This window comes from Fictibacillus sp. NRS-1165 (genome assembly GCF_050468105.1).
Taxonomy (GTDB): domain Bacteria; phylum Bacillota; class Bacilli; order Bacillales; family Fictibacillaceae; genus Fictibacillus_C; species Fictibacillus_C terrinigri.
The window spans coordinates 23,670-40,703 of sequence record NZ_JBDPNU010000054.1 but is presented as its reverse complement, the minus strand read 5'-3'; the positions used below and the strand labels follow the sequence as shown (position 1 = coordinate 40,703).

General features: G+C 43.9%; 20 protein-coding genes and 2 pseudogenes. 5 read left to right on the top strand and 17 right to left on the bottom strand.

Annotation, left to right across the window (positions count from 1 at the left end):
* The coding region (locus ABHN01_RS21275) for a hypothetical protein (protein WP_429877180.1) at window positions 1-187 on the top strand (187 nt) is incomplete at its 5' end.
* A 369-nt stretch (window positions 188-556) separates the two neighbouring features.
* On the opposite strand, the gene ABHN01_RS21270 is transcribed toward ABHN01_RS21275, so the two are convergent.
* On the bottom strand, window positions 557-1,882 hold the full coding sequence (locus ABHN01_RS21270) for a GntP family permease (protein ID WP_429877175.1): 1,326 nt from the start codon (window positions 1,880-1,882) through the stop codon (window positions 557-559).
* A gap of 146 nt (window positions 1,883-2,028) precedes the next feature.
* On the bottom strand, window positions 2,029-2,586 hold the full coding sequence (locus tag ABHN01_RS21265) for a GNAT family N-acetyltransferase (protein WP_429877174.1): 558 nt from the start codon (window positions 2,584-2,586) through the stop codon (window positions 2,029-2,031).
* A gap of 151 nt (window positions 2,587-2,737) precedes the next feature.
* Here ABHN01_RS21265 and ABHN01_RS21260 point away from each other — a divergent pair, with 151 nt between their 5' ends.
* A complete protein-coding gene (locus tag ABHN01_RS21260) occupies window positions 2,738-3,637 on the top strand; it encodes a DMT family transporter (RefSeq protein WP_429877173.1) in 900 nt (299 codons plus the stop codon).
* A 113-nt stretch (window positions 3,638-3,750) separates the two neighbouring features.
* Here ABHN01_RS21260 and ABHN01_RS21255 read toward each other — a convergent pair.
* Window positions 3,751-4,329, bottom strand: a pseudogene (locus ABHN01_RS21255) (CatB-related O-acetyltransferase).
* A gap of 248 nt (window positions 4,330-4,577) precedes the next feature.
* Here ABHN01_RS21255 and ABHN01_RS21250 point away from each other — a divergent pair.
* A complete protein-coding gene (locus ABHN01_RS21250; protein ID WP_429877172.1) occupies window positions 4,578-5,114 on the top strand; it encodes a DinB family protein in 537 nt (178 codons plus the stop codon).
* A gap of 52 nt (window positions 5,115-5,166) precedes the next feature.
* Here ABHN01_RS21250 and ABHN01_RS21245 read toward each other — a convergent pair.
* The 5 genes and pseudogenes from ABHN01_RS21245 to ABHN01_RS21225 all read right to left on the bottom strand — a co-directional run.
* Window positions 5,167-6,155, bottom strand: a pseudogene (locus ABHN01_RS21245) (iron-containing alcohol dehydrogenase); the annotation flags it as partial.
* A 58-nt stretch (window positions 6,156-6,213) separates the two neighbouring features.
* Window positions 6,214-6,720, bottom strand: coding sequence for an N-acetyltransferase family protein (locus tag ABHN01_RS21240; RefSeq protein ID WP_429877171.1), 507 nt, complete (start codon window positions 6,718-6,720; stop codon window positions 6,214-6,216).
* The gene (locus tag ABHN01_RS21235; protein WP_429877170.1) at window positions 6,620-6,895 is read right to left on the bottom strand and encodes a hypothetical protein; all 276 of its coding nucleotides are present in this window, start codon (window positions 6,893-6,895) and stop codon (window positions 6,620-6,622) included. The genes ABHN01_RS21240 and ABHN01_RS21235 overlap by 101 nt, the downstream gene beginning before the upstream one ends.
* 35 nt (window positions 6,896-6,930) lie before the next feature.
* Window positions 6,931-7,071: a hypothetical protein gene (locus tag ABHN01_RS21230; protein WP_429877169.1), complete on the bottom strand. Its 141-nt coding sequence runs from the start codon at window positions 7,069-7,071 to the stop codon at window positions 6,931-6,933.
* Between the two features lie 15 nt (window positions 7,072-7,086).
* Window positions 7,087-7,584: a DUF1697 domain-containing protein gene (locus ABHN01_RS21225; protein ID WP_429877179.1), complete on the bottom strand. Its 498-nt coding sequence runs from the start codon at window positions 7,582-7,584 to the stop codon at window positions 7,087-7,089.
* A gap of 236 nt (window positions 7,585-7,820) precedes the next feature.
* Here ABHN01_RS21225 and comJ point away from each other — a divergent pair, with 236 nt between their 5' ends.
* Window positions 7,821-8,216, top strand: coding sequence for a competence protein ComJ (comJ, locus tag ABHN01_RS21220; protein WP_429877168.1), 396 nt, complete (start codon window positions 7,821-7,823; stop codon window positions 8,214-8,216).
* Between the two features lie 508 nt (window positions 8,217-8,724).
* On the opposite strand, the gene adhP is transcribed toward comJ, so the two are convergent.
* The 8 genes from adhP to ABHN01_RS21180 all read right to left on the bottom strand — a co-directional run bounded on the left by adhP (window position 8,725) and on the right by ABHN01_RS21180 (window position 15,429).
* Complete coding sequence (gene adhP, locus ABHN01_RS21215; RefSeq protein WP_429877167.1) at window positions 8,725-9,738, bottom strand: alcohol dehydrogenase AdhP; 1,014 nt, start codon at window positions 9,736-9,738, stop codon at window positions 8,725-8,727.
* 25 nt (window positions 9,739-9,763) lie between these two features.
* On the bottom strand, window positions 9,764-10,207 hold the full coding sequence (locus ABHN01_RS21210) for a universal stress protein (RefSeq protein WP_429877166.1): 444 nt from the start codon (window positions 10,205-10,207) through the stop codon (window positions 9,764-9,766).
* Between the two features lie 35 nt (window positions 10,208-10,242).
* Window positions 10,243-10,770, bottom strand: coding sequence for a ribosome hibernation-promoting factor, HPF/YfiA family (gene hpf / locus ABHN01_RS21205; protein ID WP_429877165.1), 528 nt, complete (start codon window positions 10,768-10,770; stop codon window positions 10,243-10,245).
* 303 nt (window positions 10,771-11,073) lie between these two features.
* The gene (locus ABHN01_RS21200) at window positions 11,074-12,036 is read right to left on the bottom strand and encodes an aldo/keto reductase (RefSeq protein WP_429877164.1); all 963 of its coding nucleotides are present in this window, start codon (window positions 12,034-12,036) and stop codon (window positions 11,074-11,076) included.
* Between the two features lie 18 nt (window positions 12,037-12,054).
* On the bottom strand, window positions 12,055-12,906 hold the full coding sequence (locus ABHN01_RS21195) for a pentapeptide repeat-containing protein (protein WP_429877178.1): 852 nt from the start codon (window positions 12,904-12,906) through the stop codon (window positions 12,055-12,057).
* Window positions 12,907-12,969: 63 nt separating this feature from the next.
* Window positions 12,970-13,824: an aminoglycoside 6-adenylyltransferase gene (locus tag ABHN01_RS21190; protein WP_429877163.1), complete on the bottom strand. Its 855-nt coding sequence runs from the start codon at window positions 13,822-13,824 to the stop codon at window positions 12,970-12,972.
* A 21-nt stretch (window positions 13,825-13,845) separates the two neighbouring features.
* A complete protein-coding gene (locus ABHN01_RS21185; RefSeq protein WP_429877162.1) occupies window positions 13,846-14,100 on the bottom strand; it encodes a hypothetical protein in 255 nt (84 codons plus the stop codon).
* Window positions 14,101-14,178: 78 nt separating this feature from the next.
* Window positions 14,179-15,429 (bottom strand): MFS transporter, encoded by a 1,251-nt coding sequence (locus ABHN01_RS21180; protein ID WP_429877161.1) that lies wholly within the window; start codon window positions 15,427-15,429, stop codon window positions 14,179-14,181.
* 404 nt (window positions 15,430-15,833) lie between these two features.
* On the opposite strand from ABHN01_RS21180, the gene ABHN01_RS21175 reads away from it, so the two are divergent.
* A complete protein-coding gene (locus ABHN01_RS21175) occupies window positions 15,834-16,004 on the top strand; it encodes a hypothetical protein (RefSeq protein WP_290400106.1) in 171 nt (56 codons plus the stop codon).
* 58 nt (window positions 16,005-16,062) lie between these two features.
* Here the strand turns inward: ABHN01_RS21175 and ABHN01_RS21170 are convergent, their stop codons facing one another.
* A complete protein-coding gene (locus ABHN01_RS21170) occupies window positions 16,063-17,025 on the bottom strand; it encodes a LacI family DNA-binding transcriptional regulator (protein WP_429877160.1) in 963 nt (320 codons plus the stop codon).
* Window positions 17,026-17,034: the final 9 nt, after the last annotated feature.

Sequence of the window (17,034 nt, the reverse complement as noted above, 5' to 3'; positions counted from 1 at the left end):
AAAGCAAGGATTAATTTATTGTTTACGCCACGGGATTAAAGACCGTGGTGTGGCACTGAAGTTGATTTACAACAAGCCTCCAACAACGATGAATCAGTTAATGAACGAGCTTTATAGCAAAAACAAGTTCACTGTAAGGCGCCAAGTATATTATAGCGACAAGCATATCAAACAGTATCTAGTTTAATTCTAAGATAAAAAAAACTTGTAGACATAAGACTTTGTCTACAAGCTGCACATCTAGTCAGATGCCTTTTTTAACCAATTTTAGGTCAATAAGAGAATATCCTCCTTACAAAGCAACGCTTAGATCAGCGTTGCTTTTGACTAATACACCGTTTATTTGAAAACCTTTAGAAATGCGAAAACAGCCTCTTTATGATCTATGCTCATCCACTTTAACGGCAAACACTTCAGCTGCAGCTGTATCATTGCATTACTACCTCAACTTTGTACTGCTCCTCTGGTTCCTGCATAATAGACCAGCGGCCATTAAAATTTATTTTTATAGATAAAAAAAGATAGCAGGAATAATCAATCCTACTATCTAGTCATCCTATACAAATAAATTGAGCAGCAGTGCCCCGCCAAAAGCGACGAAAGAAAGGATGGTTTCAAGCACGGTCCATGTTTTGAATGTCTCGTTCACCGTTAATCCAAGATATTCTTTCACCATCCAGAACCCTGCGTCATTGACGTGAGAGAACATAAGTGAGCCTGCACCTGTCGCGATAACCAGCAGTTCAAGGTTAACTCCTGACATGTGTTCAATAATTGGAGAAACGATCCCCGCAGCTGTCGTAAGCGCTACAGTCGCTGATCCGGTAGCAATCCTGATCAAACCTGCAATCAGGAAGGCCAAGACTAGCGGAGAAAGCGAAAGGTTCTCAGACATTTGCCCAATGGTGTTGCCTACACCGCTGTCAATGAGGATCTGTTTGAAACCGCCGCCGGCTCCGATGATTAAGATGATCGATCCGACCGGAAGCAAACTTTCTTCCGAGAATTTCTTAAGCATGTTCCTGTCCATTCCCTGACGGATGCCCAGGAAATAAAACGCAGCAAAAACCGCGATCAGCAAGGCGATGATCGGGCTTCCGATAAATGCCATAACTTTTTCTGCACCTTTAGGTATTGATAAGTAGGGTGCGATAGCAGCTAAAACCATCAATAGGACAGGCAATAAAATAATGAAGAATGATAGTCCTGTGCTAGGAAGCTTTTTATAATTTGTATTGAAGCGGATCAGTTCAGGCTCACCCTGAGGCACCACCCGTTTATGAACCCATTTCGCAAAAAGCGGCCCTGCAATAATCGCTGCAGGAATGGCAATAATCAAGGAATAGATCAATACTGTCCCAAGATTTGCTTTGTAAATGCTAATTGCTGTTAATGCACCCGGATGCGGAGGAACAAGGCCGTGCACGATCGACAATCCTGCAATAACAGGCAACGCGATCAATAAAATATTTTGTTTTGTCGTCTTATGGATGGAGATGACGAGCGGCAATACAATTAGAATTCCTACTTCAAAGAACACCGGAATTCCAATGATAAAGCCCGAGAAAAGCATCGCCCATGGCAGTTTTTTCACGCCGAACTTGCGGACGAAGAAGTCTGCGACCTGCATTCCAGCACCTGATTCAGCCATCATCTTTCCTAATATTGTACCTAGAGCAAGGATACCGACCAAGTGTCCTAATACACCGCCGACTCCTGTTTCGTAGGCGCTTACAATCTTGTCCAGAGACAATCCCGTAGCGATAGCCAGGAACAAACTGGCCACGAGTAAACTGATAAAAGCATGCCACTTTAACCATGATACGCCAAGAATAACGATAACAATGGCGAGTAACGTGACGAGAAGTAAATATGCGTCCACAATTGTTCCACCTTTCTAAGAAAACCCTTTCATTGTTCGGCAGGGTTCTACTACTTGCTTATTATGAAATTAGTAGGACTTAAAATTTCACATCGTTAATCTTATCAAAAAATTGCACAGTTTGCATAGTTTTTTGTTTCTTCTTTTTACGTAGCATTGCAAAAATAGACAAGATGATCCGTCCATTCCCCAAACTCAAAAATAAAAGCTCTCCTTACACATTCAAATTCCATACCGGCTGATTCAGCTAATTTAATGGAGGCTGTATTATCCATGCTGATGTGAGCTTCTATTCGGTGGTAACCAAGCTGGATAAAAGCTATTTTCAGAGCGGCTTTCACTGCTTCCCTTCCATAGCCTTTTCCCCAATAAGGATTCAAAATGGTATAGCCGATTCTTCCCCATTGAAATTCATTTCGCATTAATGTGGACAGGTCAACCACCCCTACATGAACACCATCTTCCTTTCTGAAGACACCCAAAATATACGCTTCATCCTTCTCTATTAATTGCTGATTCTTGTTCACCATTTCATCAAACCAGACTGACGTATAATCAGACATATCAATTTTGCCTTCATCATACTTATTGCGAGCCGGATCGCAATTTAAATATTGTTTATACCAATTTTGATAATCATTCGTCAGATATGGCCTGACCACAAGCCGTTCTGTGATTTCTTCCAGTTTTAAAGTACGGAGCATGCTCTTCATCTCCAACCTTCCGTTGCAAACTTTACCAAATAATAGTAGCAAATGTTGTTTCATTGGGAAAGAGGCTAGAGACCTTCCCTTTTTTCTCCTTTTGCATTACGATAAATGAATTGAAACCCTTAATGAGAAAGAAGGAAAACACATGATTCGATTGTATGGTGCTCTTGCAGGATTAAGCGTTATTTGGGGATTATCTTTTGTGTTTATGAAATGGCTGCTTGAGCCTGCAGGCGTATGGGGCGTCGTTTTTTTACGTACATTAGCGGGAGCGATAATCCTGCTTCCAGTAGTATGGAGCAAGAGAAAAGAGATAAAAAACAAACTTCCTGTCAAATGGCTTATTATTATTGGAATCTTCAACTGCGGTCTCGCCTGGGGACTCATTTCGTTAAGTGAGACGGTCATTCAGTCCAATACCGCTTCCATCTTAAATGCGACCACTCCGATCTGGACGGGTTTAATTGGTTTCTTTTTGTTCTCCTACCGGTTAAACAAACAGCAGTGGATTGGCATTCTCATCGGCTTTTTCGGAATATTGGTCCTTATGGACTTTCAATTTGGCCATCTTTTCGGAACTCAGTTTGTCGGGATCGGCACGATGCTGCTCGCCGCCATCTGTTATGGTCTCTCGGGTCAGCTTACTAAACGCTATCTTTCAGGAGTAGGAGTGGCCGTCATTACATTTTTTACGCTGCTGACCGGTGCTGTCGTCGGCCTGATCGGTGTACTCTTTACCGAACCCGTTCATATACAGCTGCTCCTTCATCCCAAACCTTTGTTTGCCGTGATCGGACTTGGCTGTTTTGGTTCTGGCCTAGGGCAGCTCATTTATTTTTATTTGAACAAGCATGGAAGTCCGGAATTTGCTGCTACCGTCACCTATCTTATTCCGGCCAGCGCCATGATCTGGGGATATGTACTCCTGAGAGAGCCTGTTACTCCCAATTTAATTATCGGACTTCTTATCATTTTTGCCGGAGTCTATCTTTCATCGAAGAAATCAAAAGCCCGCAGTGCAGCCGTACTAAAGAAATCTTCTTGATCATAGCGGAATACGCGCTGATTCTTAGTAAATACGCGCTGATCATCAACAAATACGCGCCAATTTAAAAAGAGGCACTCCAATTTATAATCGGGTGCCCCTCTCCTTTATCTTCAAACGTGGTCCTGAAATAGTTCTTCAATCTTTCCAGAACAAAGGAGCTTCATATTCCTCTTTATTTTCTCTTCCGGTCAGTCCCACCATCTCATCTCAATCAGCATACTAATCTGTTTATCCGTAAACCTCTTCTTAATCACTTGAGCAGGGTTGCCGCCAACGATCATGTAAGGTCCGACGTCTTTTGTAACCACTGCCCTAGCCGCAATAACCGCTCCATCCCCCACCTTCACTCCCGGCATGATCATCGCCTCTGTTCCGATCCAGACATCATTTCCTATGATCGTATCACCCGAGGGCCTGTATCCGTCACCAGCCTCTCCCCATTCATCATCAGTATAGAAAAATGGGTAGGTTGTCGCCCAATCGTACCGATGTCCCTGATTTCCTGACATGATAAAGGCAGCTCCGGATCCAATGGAGCAGAATTTACCGATAATCAGCCGATCTTCTCCCTTTTTCTGTGAGAGATAACGCACACAGTATTCTTCAAAAAGTTCCTTGTGATAGTAACCCGAATAGTAGGTGTATTCTCCGACGATAAGGTTTGGATTGCTCACCTGGCCTTTCAGCATATGGCTCTTTCTCCAGCTTCCAAAGACATTCTTATCCACTGTTTTCCCCCTCCTGCAAATTCTTTCCGTTTTTTGCAGGAGGGCTATTTCACTGCGTTTACCATCTTCTTCACCTCTGCTCAAAGGTTTCGGAATTCCATATACACCCATTCTAACTTGATTCTCTCTAACGATGCCAGACAATTTTGTTTATTCTTTTGAAGGTTCATAATATAGTTAAATAAAAAGATTTAAGGGGGATGTTGCATTTGAGAAGTAAACCAAAAACCAATGAGTATGATTCCTATTACGTGAACTACATAGCAGCGCTGCCTGACCAGGACATCGTTAATCTATTAGAAGAACAGGCTGAAGAAACGGTGCAGACGGTTCAAGATCTTACCGAGCAGCAAGCACTGTTCAAATACGGGCCAGAAAAGTGGAGCATAAAGGAAGTCATCGGCCATTTGACAGATACAGAGCAAATCATGGCATTTCGGCTGCTTTCCATTGCGAGGGGGGAGAAGGGAATACTTCCCGGCTTTGATGAAAATGCCTATGTGCAGCATGCTTTCTTCGACAGGCAGCCGCTATCAGATTTAATACAACAGTTCCAGAATGTCCGACAGTCTACGAAATTACTCATTAAAAGCATGGAGGAAGAACCATGGACCCGAAGCGGGAATGCAAATGGTTCAGACGTTACAGTCAGAGCCATTGCTTATATCATCGCCGGCCATGAGAAGCATCACCTTGGTATTTTAAAGGAGCGATATTTTGGAAGCGAAAATTTTCCAAAGCAATAAGAATACTGGCTCTCATCCCCTTTAAAAGGTGGAATAAGAGCCAGTTTTTATATTATAGTGATCTTCTTAGAATATCCATGACTGATTCTGGATCAAGCTCTTTATAGGTGCCCACTCCAGGTTTGATGAACGTCTTTTCGACGATGCTGTCAAATTGGCTGTCATCAATTTCGTAGTCACGAAGCGTACTCGGAGCACCTAGCGAGTTCCAGAAATCTCGGAGCGCTTTTGCGCCTTCTTTTGCAAGCTCCGTTTCATTTTTATCGGCTGGATCAATTCCAAACACTTTCACCGCAAGCTGTTTCACCCGGGATGGATCTCCCTCCAGCACAAGCTCCAGCCAGTTCGGGGAAAAGGATGGCCAGACCGCCGCCATGGGGAATGTCATACAGAGCAGAAACCGCATGCTCGATTCGATGTGTCGCCCAGTCTCCTCCATCGGTACCGTTCAACAGCGATTGAAAGCTGTGGTGCTTAAATACATCATCGTTTCCCGGTGGTCAAACGACTGCATGTCCTCCAAAAGCTTTGGACCGGTTTGAATGGCAGTACGAAGGAGTGATTCGATAAAACCGTCGAACATCGGAGAGTTTTTAGTACGGTGGAAATAGCTCTCAAGCGCATGAGACATGCTGTCCACGATACCATAAACCGTCTGGTCACGCGGTACAGAAAACGTATAGACCGGGTCAAGGATGGAGAACCGAGGATGAACATGCGGTGAAGACCAGCCAAGCTTGTCCTTTGTCTCCCAGTTCGTGATAACAGATGTCGAGTTCATCTCTGAACCGGTTGCTGCAAGAGTCAGACCGTACCGATCGGCAAAGCTCCCTTTATTTCTGCTATTCGTGTGATCAGATCCCATGCATCCCCGTCATACTTTGCTCCGATTGCGATCGCTTTTGTGCAATCTATCACACTTCCTCCGCCTACTGCCAGCAGGAGATCAATGTTTTCCTGTTTACAGATCTCAACGCCTTTATGAACGGTTGATAACCCAGGATTCGGCTCCACTCCTGAAAGTTCGAAAACATGAGCTTCCGGCCTGGAAAAAGCCGCTGTACGGAACAAACAAGGCAGCTGCTTTTAGGTGACCTTTTTATTTCAGAAACAGTTCCATATGATCTTCATTGTAAAAAACGCCCCCGACCTGCAATGCTCTTGTTTCCGTTCCATACGATACAAAGCCTAGGCTGCTATACAGCCTTTTAGCTCTTTCGTTGCTTGAAACGACGGTCAGGTTGACCTTCTCGATCTCTTTCATATCCTTTGCTTTTTGAATCGCAGCTTCCATTAAAGCTTTACCCGTTCCTTTTCCCCTTCTGCGAGAAGTCACATACATGGCAAAGATATTGGCTTTATGGCTCATTTTCTTATGGCTTTCCTGTACGAGTGTCACGATTCCAACCAGGACTCCGTCTAAAAAGGCACCAAACGTATGGCTCCCATTCACACTGAAATTTTCTTTGACTTGCTCAATGGGATTCTTCCGTTTAACAGCTTCCTCATAACTCGTTGCAAAAGCCTCTGGTGAAAGCATCAATGCCTCCAGCCTCAGTCTCCAGTATTCCTCGGCGTCTGCCGCTCCTAGTTCTCTGACTTCCATACGATCTCCTCCTATTCCAGTGATTTGTAAAGGCCGGCCCTCTGGCTGCCAGCCCATACTTCTGCCTGTTCCAGCAACAGCGGCCAATCTTTTGATTACGGGCTTTTTCTTTAACAACTAACGCAATAATTCGTATGTATGATTCGTCCTTTTCATAAGAAAGACCTCTAAACATCCCGATCATCCCAACAAGTTCTCCGTCTTTTTCTGCTACAATCGTGTGGAATCAGGATGATCAGCGATTGTAGCATACCGCTCCTCCATCGCTTTTGTTTCTGTCGGATACCCCAGTTCACCCATTAAACCTGCAAGTTCAGGAATATCCTTCTCCCTGGCTTCTCTCAATAGCATGCTTCTTCTCCCTCTCTATTGTTCCATCGCTTCGTCAATGGCTTTCCGCATGGCTGCCACCTTGTTGACTGTGTTCCAATTTCTCGTCGTTCCAAAAATCTTTAATTTTTGAATAGGGAATTTAATATCCCTGAAGTTTTTACGGTAGAAAAGGTAGAGTTCCCGGTTCTTGACTTCAAAATCCAGAGCCTCATTCTTATAGGGAACCAACACGTCGACCGCAGCATCAGAAGGCGCTTCTGACAGGAAGACGATATGCAGGGTTTCTCCTTCTTTTAGCTTCCCTGCTTGAAAGGGTGCCTCTTGAATCGCCAACTCTAATTCTTTCTGAGTTCTCAGCATGACCGTAACGTCAAAACCAAATTCCTCATGAATTTTAATTTCTATTTTTTTCTGAAGTACATCCTCCACCTCTTCATCCGATTGAAAAATGACATTCCCGCTCTGATTGTACGTTTTAACATTTTGAAACCCAATCGATTCCAAAAGTCCTCGCAAAGTCTCCATCTTGATCCTTTTATGTCATCCTGCATTAATGCCCCAAAGCCATGCAGTATAGGTTTTCATACCTCTTCCTCCTTTTGCTTTACTAAAGTAACCCAGGTTAGGGCAGCTTTCATAGCTTTTTAATGAAAAAAGTGTCATTTCTACTATGGTCCAATAACTTACAGAATTCCTTAACATTCCAGTAAAGCCAGTTTAATGTTTTAACACTACAATTTAGAATTAAGTAAAGGAGGTACGCCGATTTGAGCAGTGAGCTAACTGTTTCCTATTCCCAATTGATTGTATACAACAAAGGAATCAAAAAACCCTTTTTAGACTGGACAAATGCAGATATTAAACGGGGGTATATACTGAGTTCTGGGGTCATATCATTTGAAGCTGTGTCCGATTACAAATGTGAGATTTCTGTCTCTTCACCTTTGCATTATGACGAAAACGTGAATTCCACGCGTACGTTATCGCTCCCTTTTAAGGTTGAAACGGAAGGAATTATGGTTTCAAGCGTTGGTGCCAACAGCTTGGAGTTCACCGTTGAACCTGGTGAATACACACTCTATTTCGATACCGTTCCATTGGATCAGCCGAAAGCAAACGGCCTTTATAAAGTACGGTATGAACTGCAGTTTGTGCCAAACTAGATAAAAGTGAAAAAGGCAGTGCTGCCTGCAACTTCCTTTTTTCATATGGAGTAATATACCTGATAATGCGGCCTCCGGAAAGTGAGCCACATCAGCACCCTTTTGCTCGGCGCTTTTCATTTGGCTAAGAACATATTTTTTATTTTTGGCGATATCGGCACATACCGGAAACTGGCAGGTAGCAATCGTCAGCTTATTCATCTCTCATTCCCGTTTTTTTTGTATTCGTTTTTTTCGAGAGAAGTCCTACTTTTTAGCAGTATGGATAATAAAAAAGGGGCTGTCTAGAAGTCTGTAAGCTGTTGATTTCCGTTCCAGGCTGCTCGCTTTCCGCGGGGCGTGCGGTGAGCCTCTTGGTGCAAGCACCGGCGGGAGTCTCACCTGTCACGCTAGTCCCGCAGGAGTCTCGCATCTTCCACTTCAATTAACTTTTCATTGAAGATTTTTCAAGCCAAAAAGGGGCTGCCTGAAGGTCAATTTTCGACTTTCTGGACAGCCCCTTTCACCATTAATCCATTTTTAGAACGATTCTTCCATTAATATCTCCTTTTTCCATCCGCTCAAACACCTCGTTGATCTTTTCAAGCGGCTGTACTTCAATCATGGTTTTTACTTTTCCCTCTGCAGCAAATTGCAGCGCTTCTTGAAGATCTTTTCGTGTTCCAACAATGGAACCGACTACTTTAATTCCATTTAAGACAGTATCAAAAATCGGAATCGGTAATTCTTCCGGCGGAAGTCCAACCGCAACGAGAGTTCCTCCTCGTTTCACAGACTGATAGGCTTGTCTAAATGCCGTTTTAGATACAGCGGTACAAATAGAGGCTTTCACACCATCCAGTTGTTTTTGAATGATGGATGCAGCATCCTCTTTTACTGCGTTGACTGTAAGTTCAGCTCCCAGATCTTTAGCAAGTTCTAATTTATCATCACCCGTATCCACAGCTACAACATGAAAGCCCATGGCTTTAGCATATTGTACAGCCACATGGCCAAGACCGCCCACACCGAATATCGCTACCCAATCTCCTGGTTTAGCATCACTGACTTTTAATGCTTTATAAGTGGTCACACCTGCACAAAAGATAGGTGCGACTTCTTCAAACGATAAATGTTCAGGAACTTTCACCACATAATCAGCATCCGCCTTGCAATATTGAGCATAGCCGCCGTCCACTGAATAACCGGAATTCTTCTGTTCCTTACAGAGCGTTTCCTGGCCGCTTAAACAATACTCACAATGCCCGCATGCTGAGTATAGCCATGGAATGCCTACTCGATCTCCTACCTTCAGATGGTCAACTCCAGGACCTACCTGTTCAATAACACCCACTCCTTCATGGCCTGGAATGAGCGGCAGCTTCGGTTTGACCGGCCAGTCGCCATGCGCGGCATGCAGGTCCGTATGGCAGACGCCACAGGCTTTTATTTTAACAAGTACCTCACCGTGTTCAATGACAGGAGCAGGCATATCTTTTACTTCTAAAGAATGTTTGAATTCATTGACTACAGCAGCTTTCATTGGAATTCCTCCTCATAAATTTGTGTTATTGGTCATTCCTTACGATCAGCACATCGCATTTCGCATAACGGGCCGTATGCTCGGATACACTCCCCATGAACATCCGGTCTACGGCATTCATGCCCGTCGCTCCGCAAACGATCAGATCGGCATTAACGTCGGGAGCAATGGATTTTGCAAGCGTTACTTTTGGTGAACCCAGCTCCATTACTTTTTTTACATGCGGAATTCCAGCTGTCTGGGCTTGATGTGCAAACTCGTTTAACAGTTCTTCCGCATATTCCTGCGCTTTTTCTGCCATCGCTGTATACCAGTCGTAAGCTGAGAAACTCCTTGTATCCACAACATGAGCCAGAATTAAGGTTTCTGCTTCATGTTCAAGTGCTACTTCAACTGCTCGTTTAAAAGCTTTTTCTGATGCTGTAGAACCGTCTAAACCAACAAGTATATCTTTGTAGCGTTTAGCCATAACGCATCCCTCCCAAAAATTGTGTTCAACTTGCCTTAAACTGCTGTTAATACCCCATATTCTTTATCTTTTCGTTTGTACACCACGCTTACCTTATCCGTTGTCTCATCAAGAAAAACAAAGAAGGTATGATCCAGAAGGTTCATCTGCAGGACTGCTTCTTCCCGGCTCATAGGTTTTAACCATACTTCCTTAACCTTTACAACTTCTTCATGATTCTCTTTCTCTATGGAAGTTTTCTGTGCATAAGGCCATTGTTCTTTGCGGGATCTCCTATTCACTCTTGTCTTATATTTACGGAACTGCCTTTTAAGCTTTTCTTCTGCAAGATCAATTGATGTATACAGATCTTCTGTTTTTTCTTCAGCACGGATCGTTAAATGACCTAACGGAACCGTAATCTCAATACCATGATTTCGCTTCTGTGCAAATACATGAATATGGACCTTAATATCCGATTGATCAGGTAAAAAGTGTTCAACCGCATCGCCAATCTTCTGTTCGATATAGTGATTAAGGGCTTCGGTCAACTGTAGGTTTTTACTATGGATAAGTAATTTCATTGCTTACTCCTCCTCTGCATGCTCTCTTAATACACCTCAATCATAATGAAATCTCCGTTAGACTTATGTGATTTATTTCACATACAAAAGAAACACAAAAAAGACCGGCCAACGGCCAGCCTTTAACCTGCAATCCTATTTAGTTTTTCCCAATCCGGCTTTAACAACGAATATACCCGCTGGTCCCAATATTCTCCGTGAAAGGACGCATATCCGCGTAAAATACCGTCTTGCTTAAATCCCATCTTTTCAAGGAGGCCTCACACATTAACGAATCGGAAAAGTGCGTGCCTCATTTATTTCCTAATTCACATGATTTACTTCCTCGAGCATGTCCTCCGTCCAGCGCCAATCACTGATCTTCACAGCATCAGTGACATGATGCACCTTGCTTGCTCCAACGATGGCCGCGGTAATTGCCGGCTGGTTTAACACCCATGACAGTGCAAATTGCGAAAGGCTTACCTCGTTTTTTTCAGACAATTGACGATACAGGCTCACAAGCTCAAAATTGCGTGGAGTGAAATAATTCTGTATGAGCCGTTCTCCCTTTGCCGCCCGGCTTTCTGCCGGAACATCTCCGGCACTTTTATATTTTCCGGATAACATTCCTCTGCCTAATGGACTGTATACCATTACACCAACCCCTTCAGACTTACAAAAAGGCAACAGCTCCTGTTCAATTTCTCTGGATAACAGGTTGTATTGAGGCTGAACGGAAACATACTTCTCAAGATTCATCCTCTCACTGATTCCATGAGATTTCATGATCTGCCAGGCCGCATAGTTGGAACAGCCAATATACCTTACTTTACCGCTGCGGACGAGATCATCAAGCGTCCGAAGAGTTTCTTCCAAAGGTGTATGGTTATCAAAAAAATGAACCTGGTACAAATCAATATAATCGGTTTGCAGCCGGCTTAGAGATCGGTCAATTTCTTTCATGATATGTGCTCTTGAAAGTCCAGACTCATTCTTGCCGTGGCCCATGCGTATTCCTACTTTGGTTGCCAGCACGACGTTATCCCTTTTACCTTTCAATATTCGGCCGATTATTTCTTCGGACTCACCTGTACCATACGGAATGTCCGTATCCTGTCCTTTTCCATAATAATTGGCGGTGTCTATAAAATTGATGCCCTGTTCCATTGCATGGTCTAAGATGGAACGCGAGGCCTCTTCGTCAATCCAACGTCCAAATGCCATGGTGCCTAAACAAATGGATGAAACATCCAATCCTGTCCTGCCCAGCTTTTTATATTTCATGATATCTCACCCTTCTTCCTATTCCCAATGATCCGGCGTTTCAAGCATGGCCGGCAGCTTCGTTCGGCCGTCCCCTCTCGCCGCATTCACTTGAACCTGTGTGAGGAAAAGACTTCCCGTCAGATCCGTTCCTCTTAAATCCGCATCCCGAAAGTCTGCTCCGATCAGATCAGAACCTTTAAAATCCGCTTCCCTTAGATCAGCAGCAATAAAATAAGCACCTCTCAAATTAGCTCCCCTGAATTCAGCTTTACGCAGAGCTGCTCCCATAAAATCCGCTCCCCGGCCAAAGGTTTTCTTGCGTTGGGTATTCTTGAGATTGGATGCAAATTCACTGCGGTACCCTTCACTGGCCTTTAGAAGCAGCTTATTAACTACTGCCCGGTGTGCCGGTATATCCAGCTCTATTAAATCCTTTGGCTCAAGCCTTGTCAGTCTTTCTGTCTCTTCAAGCACCGATTCCAACTCATCAAGAATGGAAATTGATGTCTTCAGTGACCGGGCCTCTTCCAAGTACCAGAGCATTTCTTGCAGCTGCTGCACTTTTGGAAAGACTGTGAACATGTTTTGAGCTCGTTTTGGATCTGTCCGCCAGTCCTTTCCTTTAAACGTGATTTGGGAAACTTTTTGTCCAGCACCAAAACAATCATAAACAGAGCAGCCCTTAAACCCTTTTCGCCTTAATTTTTGATGAATCGAGCATCTAAAATCTATCGTTAGATTCGAACACGGAACACCACCATCTTTACTGACAGGAAAATCTGCAGATTCAGCAAAAGGCAGCGCTGTACAGCACAGACCAAAGCAATTCTCACAATCAGCACGCAACTCATCCTGTTTTGCATGAAGCTGGCTTGTACGATTGATCAACCTTGCCAATAGGTATACCCCCTCTAGTGTAAGTATATAAAATCCCGATTGTTTTTTGTAAAATCAATACATCCGGTTCGCATCGGAAGGAAGCTTGCGTACATGATTCAAATACGCAGTAACGTTTAGATCATCCTCTTCCGGATAGCGAAATCCTAACTCCTCCGCAAGCTCGTGAGCCGCTCTGCGGAAAAGGCCTCCCATCACAAAAAGGGCCTCCCAGATGTTCTCATACTCACCATCTGAATAAGTTTGCAGCAACTGGCCATACATCTCAGGATCAAGGTAGGATTGAAAATACTTTCCGTTCTTTCCGGAATCAACCGAGAAGCTGTGCCTCATTCCAATCTGCCACTTCAGCATAAGTACGAGCATATCCCGGACTGGTCCGTCAAACATCGCCTTGGCATAAGGCAGTTCTCTTCTCCATAACCCTTTGGCAATATAGGTACTCACCCACCAAAATTCATTGCAGCAATCCATGAACTCTTTTTCTGACGGGCGCTTCGTTATGTAGTCCTGATCACCCGGTTCAGGAAGGTCAGGCAATATCCCATCTTTGTCCAGGAGCACTTTACTCAAGCTGTCATGCACCATTCCCTGAACCTTTTCAGCTTGATAAAAGGTAAGATCAATGCGTTCACCATCCATAAACTGCATCAGATACGTAAACTTCCCGCTCATTTCTCCCTGCTCAGGTGAACTCATCGCATCGGGAGTCTGCAAGATCATGATTTCACCGAATGTGGGTATCCACTCCCGGTTCTCCATATAATACGGCACATCTTCTGTAACAAAAACAACATCATAGTCCTGAAAAATATCTTGCGGTGCGTTGGGATTCACACGAGAACCATTCAAAATAACAGCTCGAAGCCGTTTTTCCTTCTTCGCAAACTCTACTATTTTTCCAAGCATTTTCCTTCTCCACCTTTACTGCTACATACCTTTTCTTCGGCTTTTTTTCTTTTTTAATTCGTAAATGCTGGTTACATTGTCTCTATGTTTTTTGGAAGAATCTTCAGATCTCGGGTACATTACTGTGGCTGCGACCATGCTGAACAGCAGCAGTACGGACCATAGGACTTTTTTTACCCAGGCCACATCAATCCAGACGGTAAGCAGTCCAATGAAAATGGTTAACACGAACAAACCGATCCATACTTTATATAAAGAATCGCCCTTCTGCTTCATATCCTCTCTCCTTCAGCCACGGCTTCCTTCTAAGATATGAAAAAAACGCCCGGTTCTATAACCAGGCGTTCATCCCTTCTATATTTCTCCTCTGATTTCCTGCTTTACCTCACTCTTTTTCATAAGAGGCAGCAAGGTGGCTACTCCTGCAAATAGGAGAAGAGCTGCCACTTCATAGATCAGAACGATCGATAAGTGCGATTTCATCCAACCGGCAACGGACATGGTAATGACCATCGCTCCCATAAAAAGCGGATTTAAAATGCCGTTTACACGGCCGATGAAAGCCTCTTCTGTATTTTGCAGAATCATGGTGTTGATTCCAATATGGATGCATGGCATAAAGAGACCTGAAAAGAATTGAGCAGCAAGGGTCAGCCAGAGGACTGCAGACAGTCCCATTCCAATAAAACCAATCGCGCTCGCTGCCAGTCCCATCGCTAACAGCACTTGAGGCATGATTTTTTTAGACATGGAGATCGTCAATCCACCGCCGAGAATCATACCGATTCCAAAGGCTGCCATCAGCCATTGCAGCTGTTCTTTAGGAAGACCGAGCTGCTCTGTAATCAAAAAGACACCAAGCGGCTGAGTTAAACCAATGGCAAGTCCGGCTGCCGCAAAACAGCCTCCGAGCAAAGTCAGAGGTCTGCTTCCCAACACATAGCGGAAACCATCCTTCATCTCTTGCATTAATGTTGTTTTTACTTTTTCTTCCTCCCCTGCACGGTCAGCAGGCAGAGTAAGAAGGATACCTGCCGATAATAAAAATGCCACTCCCATCACACCAATTGCGGCCAAAATACCGAAGTGCTGATAGACAAACGTACCGATAATGGGCCCGAGAATCATAAACAGCGCAAATACTGTCTGATACATGGACATCCCCATCTGTACAAGTTTTGCCGGTACATGGAGTTTAAAGAGCTTCATGCCGGATGGCTGTGAGAACTGTGAAAGGATGGAGGAGACAAGAGTCGCAAAGAAAATGACCTTCCAGCTTCCCAGCAACAAGGTTAAAAGAACGGCAAATACAGATATAGCACTTAAAAGATCGCACCATACCATCGTCCGCTTCGGTCTCCAGCGGTCAGCAAATGTCCCGCCAATAAAGGAAAACAGAAAGATCGGGGCAAATTCTGCTACCGAGATGAGGGAAACGGCCACCGGATTTTCGTTCGTTTTTTCAATAACATACAGCAGGATGGAATAGTTCCTCACCCATATGCCGATCTGCAAAAAAAAGACAGACAGCAAGATGGTCCGGATAAACCGGTTCTGAAATAGTGCACCCATACCCACTTTTGGTTGAGATTCTGTTTCGTTCATAAAAAATACCTCCTGATCCATCAATCTGGACAGGAGGCTTTTTGAAACGCCGCAATAAGACAGAGAACATGCACACAAGCAGGGCACATATCTTTTGGGCACAAAAAGGCTGTACTAATCCTATCCAGAAAAATAATGATCGTAATTGTTTATACGAATGTTTTTTCAAGGAATAAGATTAGTTGTTCATCGCCCTTTGTTCACCCTTCCGATTTTTAATACTTTCATACTACTTCATTATAGACCGAAACTCAATAATTTTTCATAAATTTAGGTAGAATTACCAAAAATAACACATAAATTTCATCAAAGGAGGAAAACAGAATGAAAAAACAGCTTTCAAAGATGTAACATGGACTCGAAGCTATATTGTCAGCGCGTTCGCCGGATTAGAGCTGAAACAAATGTTATACATTCATCTGAAATTTGTTAATGACCAGGCTGTCGCCCGTCTTAAAAAGGATTGGAGCGGGGACAATAGAGCATATGATCTGGGCGATGACCATATCTTGAAGATGGCAGATATGTTAGCTGAAGGGATTGTGAAGCAGTTCCAAAACCACTTTCGACAATAGGAAAAGGAAGGCAGCCGGTTAACGGACGCCTTCCTTTTTTTAAAACAATATGGCTCTCCTAGAGCCTGCCGACGGATTCACCCTCGACAAGCGTTACGCCGACTTTCTTTGCAGCTGCTGATTCTTTTCGAATCAATTTAATCAGCTGCTCGGCGGCTGCTGATCCCCACTCCCGCTTCGAGTAATCGATGGTCGCTAAACGCGGATGAGTATAGTGGGCAACCTCAATATTATCAAATCCGATAATATGAATATGTTCTCCTATCCGGTATTCAGTCTTGGATAAGTAATTATACATGCCGATCGCCATCTCATCGTTCAGACAAAAGACAGCAACGGGTCCGGAGAAGGATTCAGCGATTTCCCTCGCCGCTTTTTCTCCCGATGGCTTATTAAAGTCTCCGTTGATAACCTTATAATCAAGCCCGTTCTTTTGTGCTGTCACCACTGCCTGTTTCAAACGTTGATTGGAATCAAAGGAATCTTTCGGACCTGTCACGATGATGAGCTTTTTATGCCCCAGATCTAGGGCATAATCAACCGCGAGCTTTGCTCCGGTTTTGTTGTCGAGCAGCACTTGAGTGATATTATCATGTTCCAATTCACGGTCTAAAACGACGAGCTTATGTCCTCGGTCTGCGTAACTGATCAGTTCTTCACTTGAAAAGTTGGCATCCAGGATGATAGCGCCATCAATCATTCCTTCAGGAAGAAAACGATGGGATTCTTTTCCGCTGCAAACAATCAGCTCATACCCGTGGCAGGAAAGCTGATCGAGCATCCCCTGCTGCAGTTCCCCGTAAAAAGCCCCGCTGTAATTCGTTAAGAACACACCCGCAATTTTCGTTTCCCGTTTCTTGAGTGTTCGGGCGGCTGCATTGGGTATATAATTTAATTCCTTAGCGATCGCTAAAATCTTAGCCGAGGTTTCCTGAGTAACTTTCTGGCTTCCATTCAAGGCGTAAGATACCGTTGAAATGGAAACACCCGCTTTTTTTGCAATATCCTTAATACTAACCACCTGGGCACA

Excerpts from the sequence above, each read along its gene's own strand:
- ABHN01_RS21265 (WP_429877174.1), bottom strand. The coding sequence starts at position 2,586 with ATGCTCCGTACTTTAAAACTGGAAGAAATCACAGAACGGCTTGTGGTC.
- ABHN01_RS21260 (WP_429877173.1), top strand. The coding sequence starts at position 2,738 with ATGATTCGATTGTATGGTGCTCTTGCAGGATTAAGCGTTATTTGGGGA.
- ABHN01_RS21240 (WP_429877171.1), bottom strand. The coding sequence starts at position 6,720 with ATGGAAGTCAGAGAACTAGGAGCGGCAGACGCCGAGGAATACTGGAGA.
- ABHN01_RS21235 (WP_429877170.1), bottom strand. The coding sequence starts at position 6,895 with ATGTTTAGAGGTCTTTCTTATGAAAAGGACGAATCATACATACGAATT.
- ABHN01_RS21230 (WP_429877169.1), bottom strand. The coding sequence starts at position 7,071 with ATGCTATTGAGAGAAGCCAGGGAGAAGGATATTCCTGAACTTGCAGGT.
- adhP (WP_429877167.1), bottom strand. The coding sequence starts at position 9,738 with ATGAAAGCTGCTGTAGTCAATGAATTCAAACATTCTTTAGAAGTAAAA.
- ABHN01_RS21210 (WP_429877166.1), bottom strand. The coding sequence starts at position 10,207 with ATGGCTAAACGCTACAAAGATATACTTGTTGGTTTAGACGGTTCTACA.
- hpf (WP_429877165.1), bottom strand. The coding sequence starts at position 10,770 with ATGAAATTACTTATCCATAGTAAAAACCTACAGTTGACCGAAGCCCTT.
- ABHN01_RS21200 (WP_429877164.1), bottom strand. The coding sequence starts at position 12,036 with ATGAAATATAAAAAGCTGGGCAGGACAGGATTGGATGTTTCATCCATT.
- ABHN01_RS21190 (WP_429877163.1), bottom strand. The coding sequence starts at position 13,824 with ATGCTTGGAAAAATAGTAGAGTTTGCGAAGAAGGAAAAACGGCTTCGA.
- ABHN01_RS21185 (WP_429877162.1), bottom strand. The coding sequence starts at position 14,100 with ATGAAGCAGAAGGGCGATTCTTTATATAAAGTATGGATCGGTTTGTTC.
- ABHN01_RS21180 (WP_429877161.1), bottom strand. The coding sequence starts at position 15,429 with ATGAACGAAACAGAATCTCAACCAAAAGTGGGTATGGGTGCACTATTT.
- ABHN01_RS21175 (WP_290400106.1), top strand. The coding sequence starts at position 15,834 with ATGTTATACATTCATCTGAAATTTGTTAATGACCAGGCTGTCGCCCGT.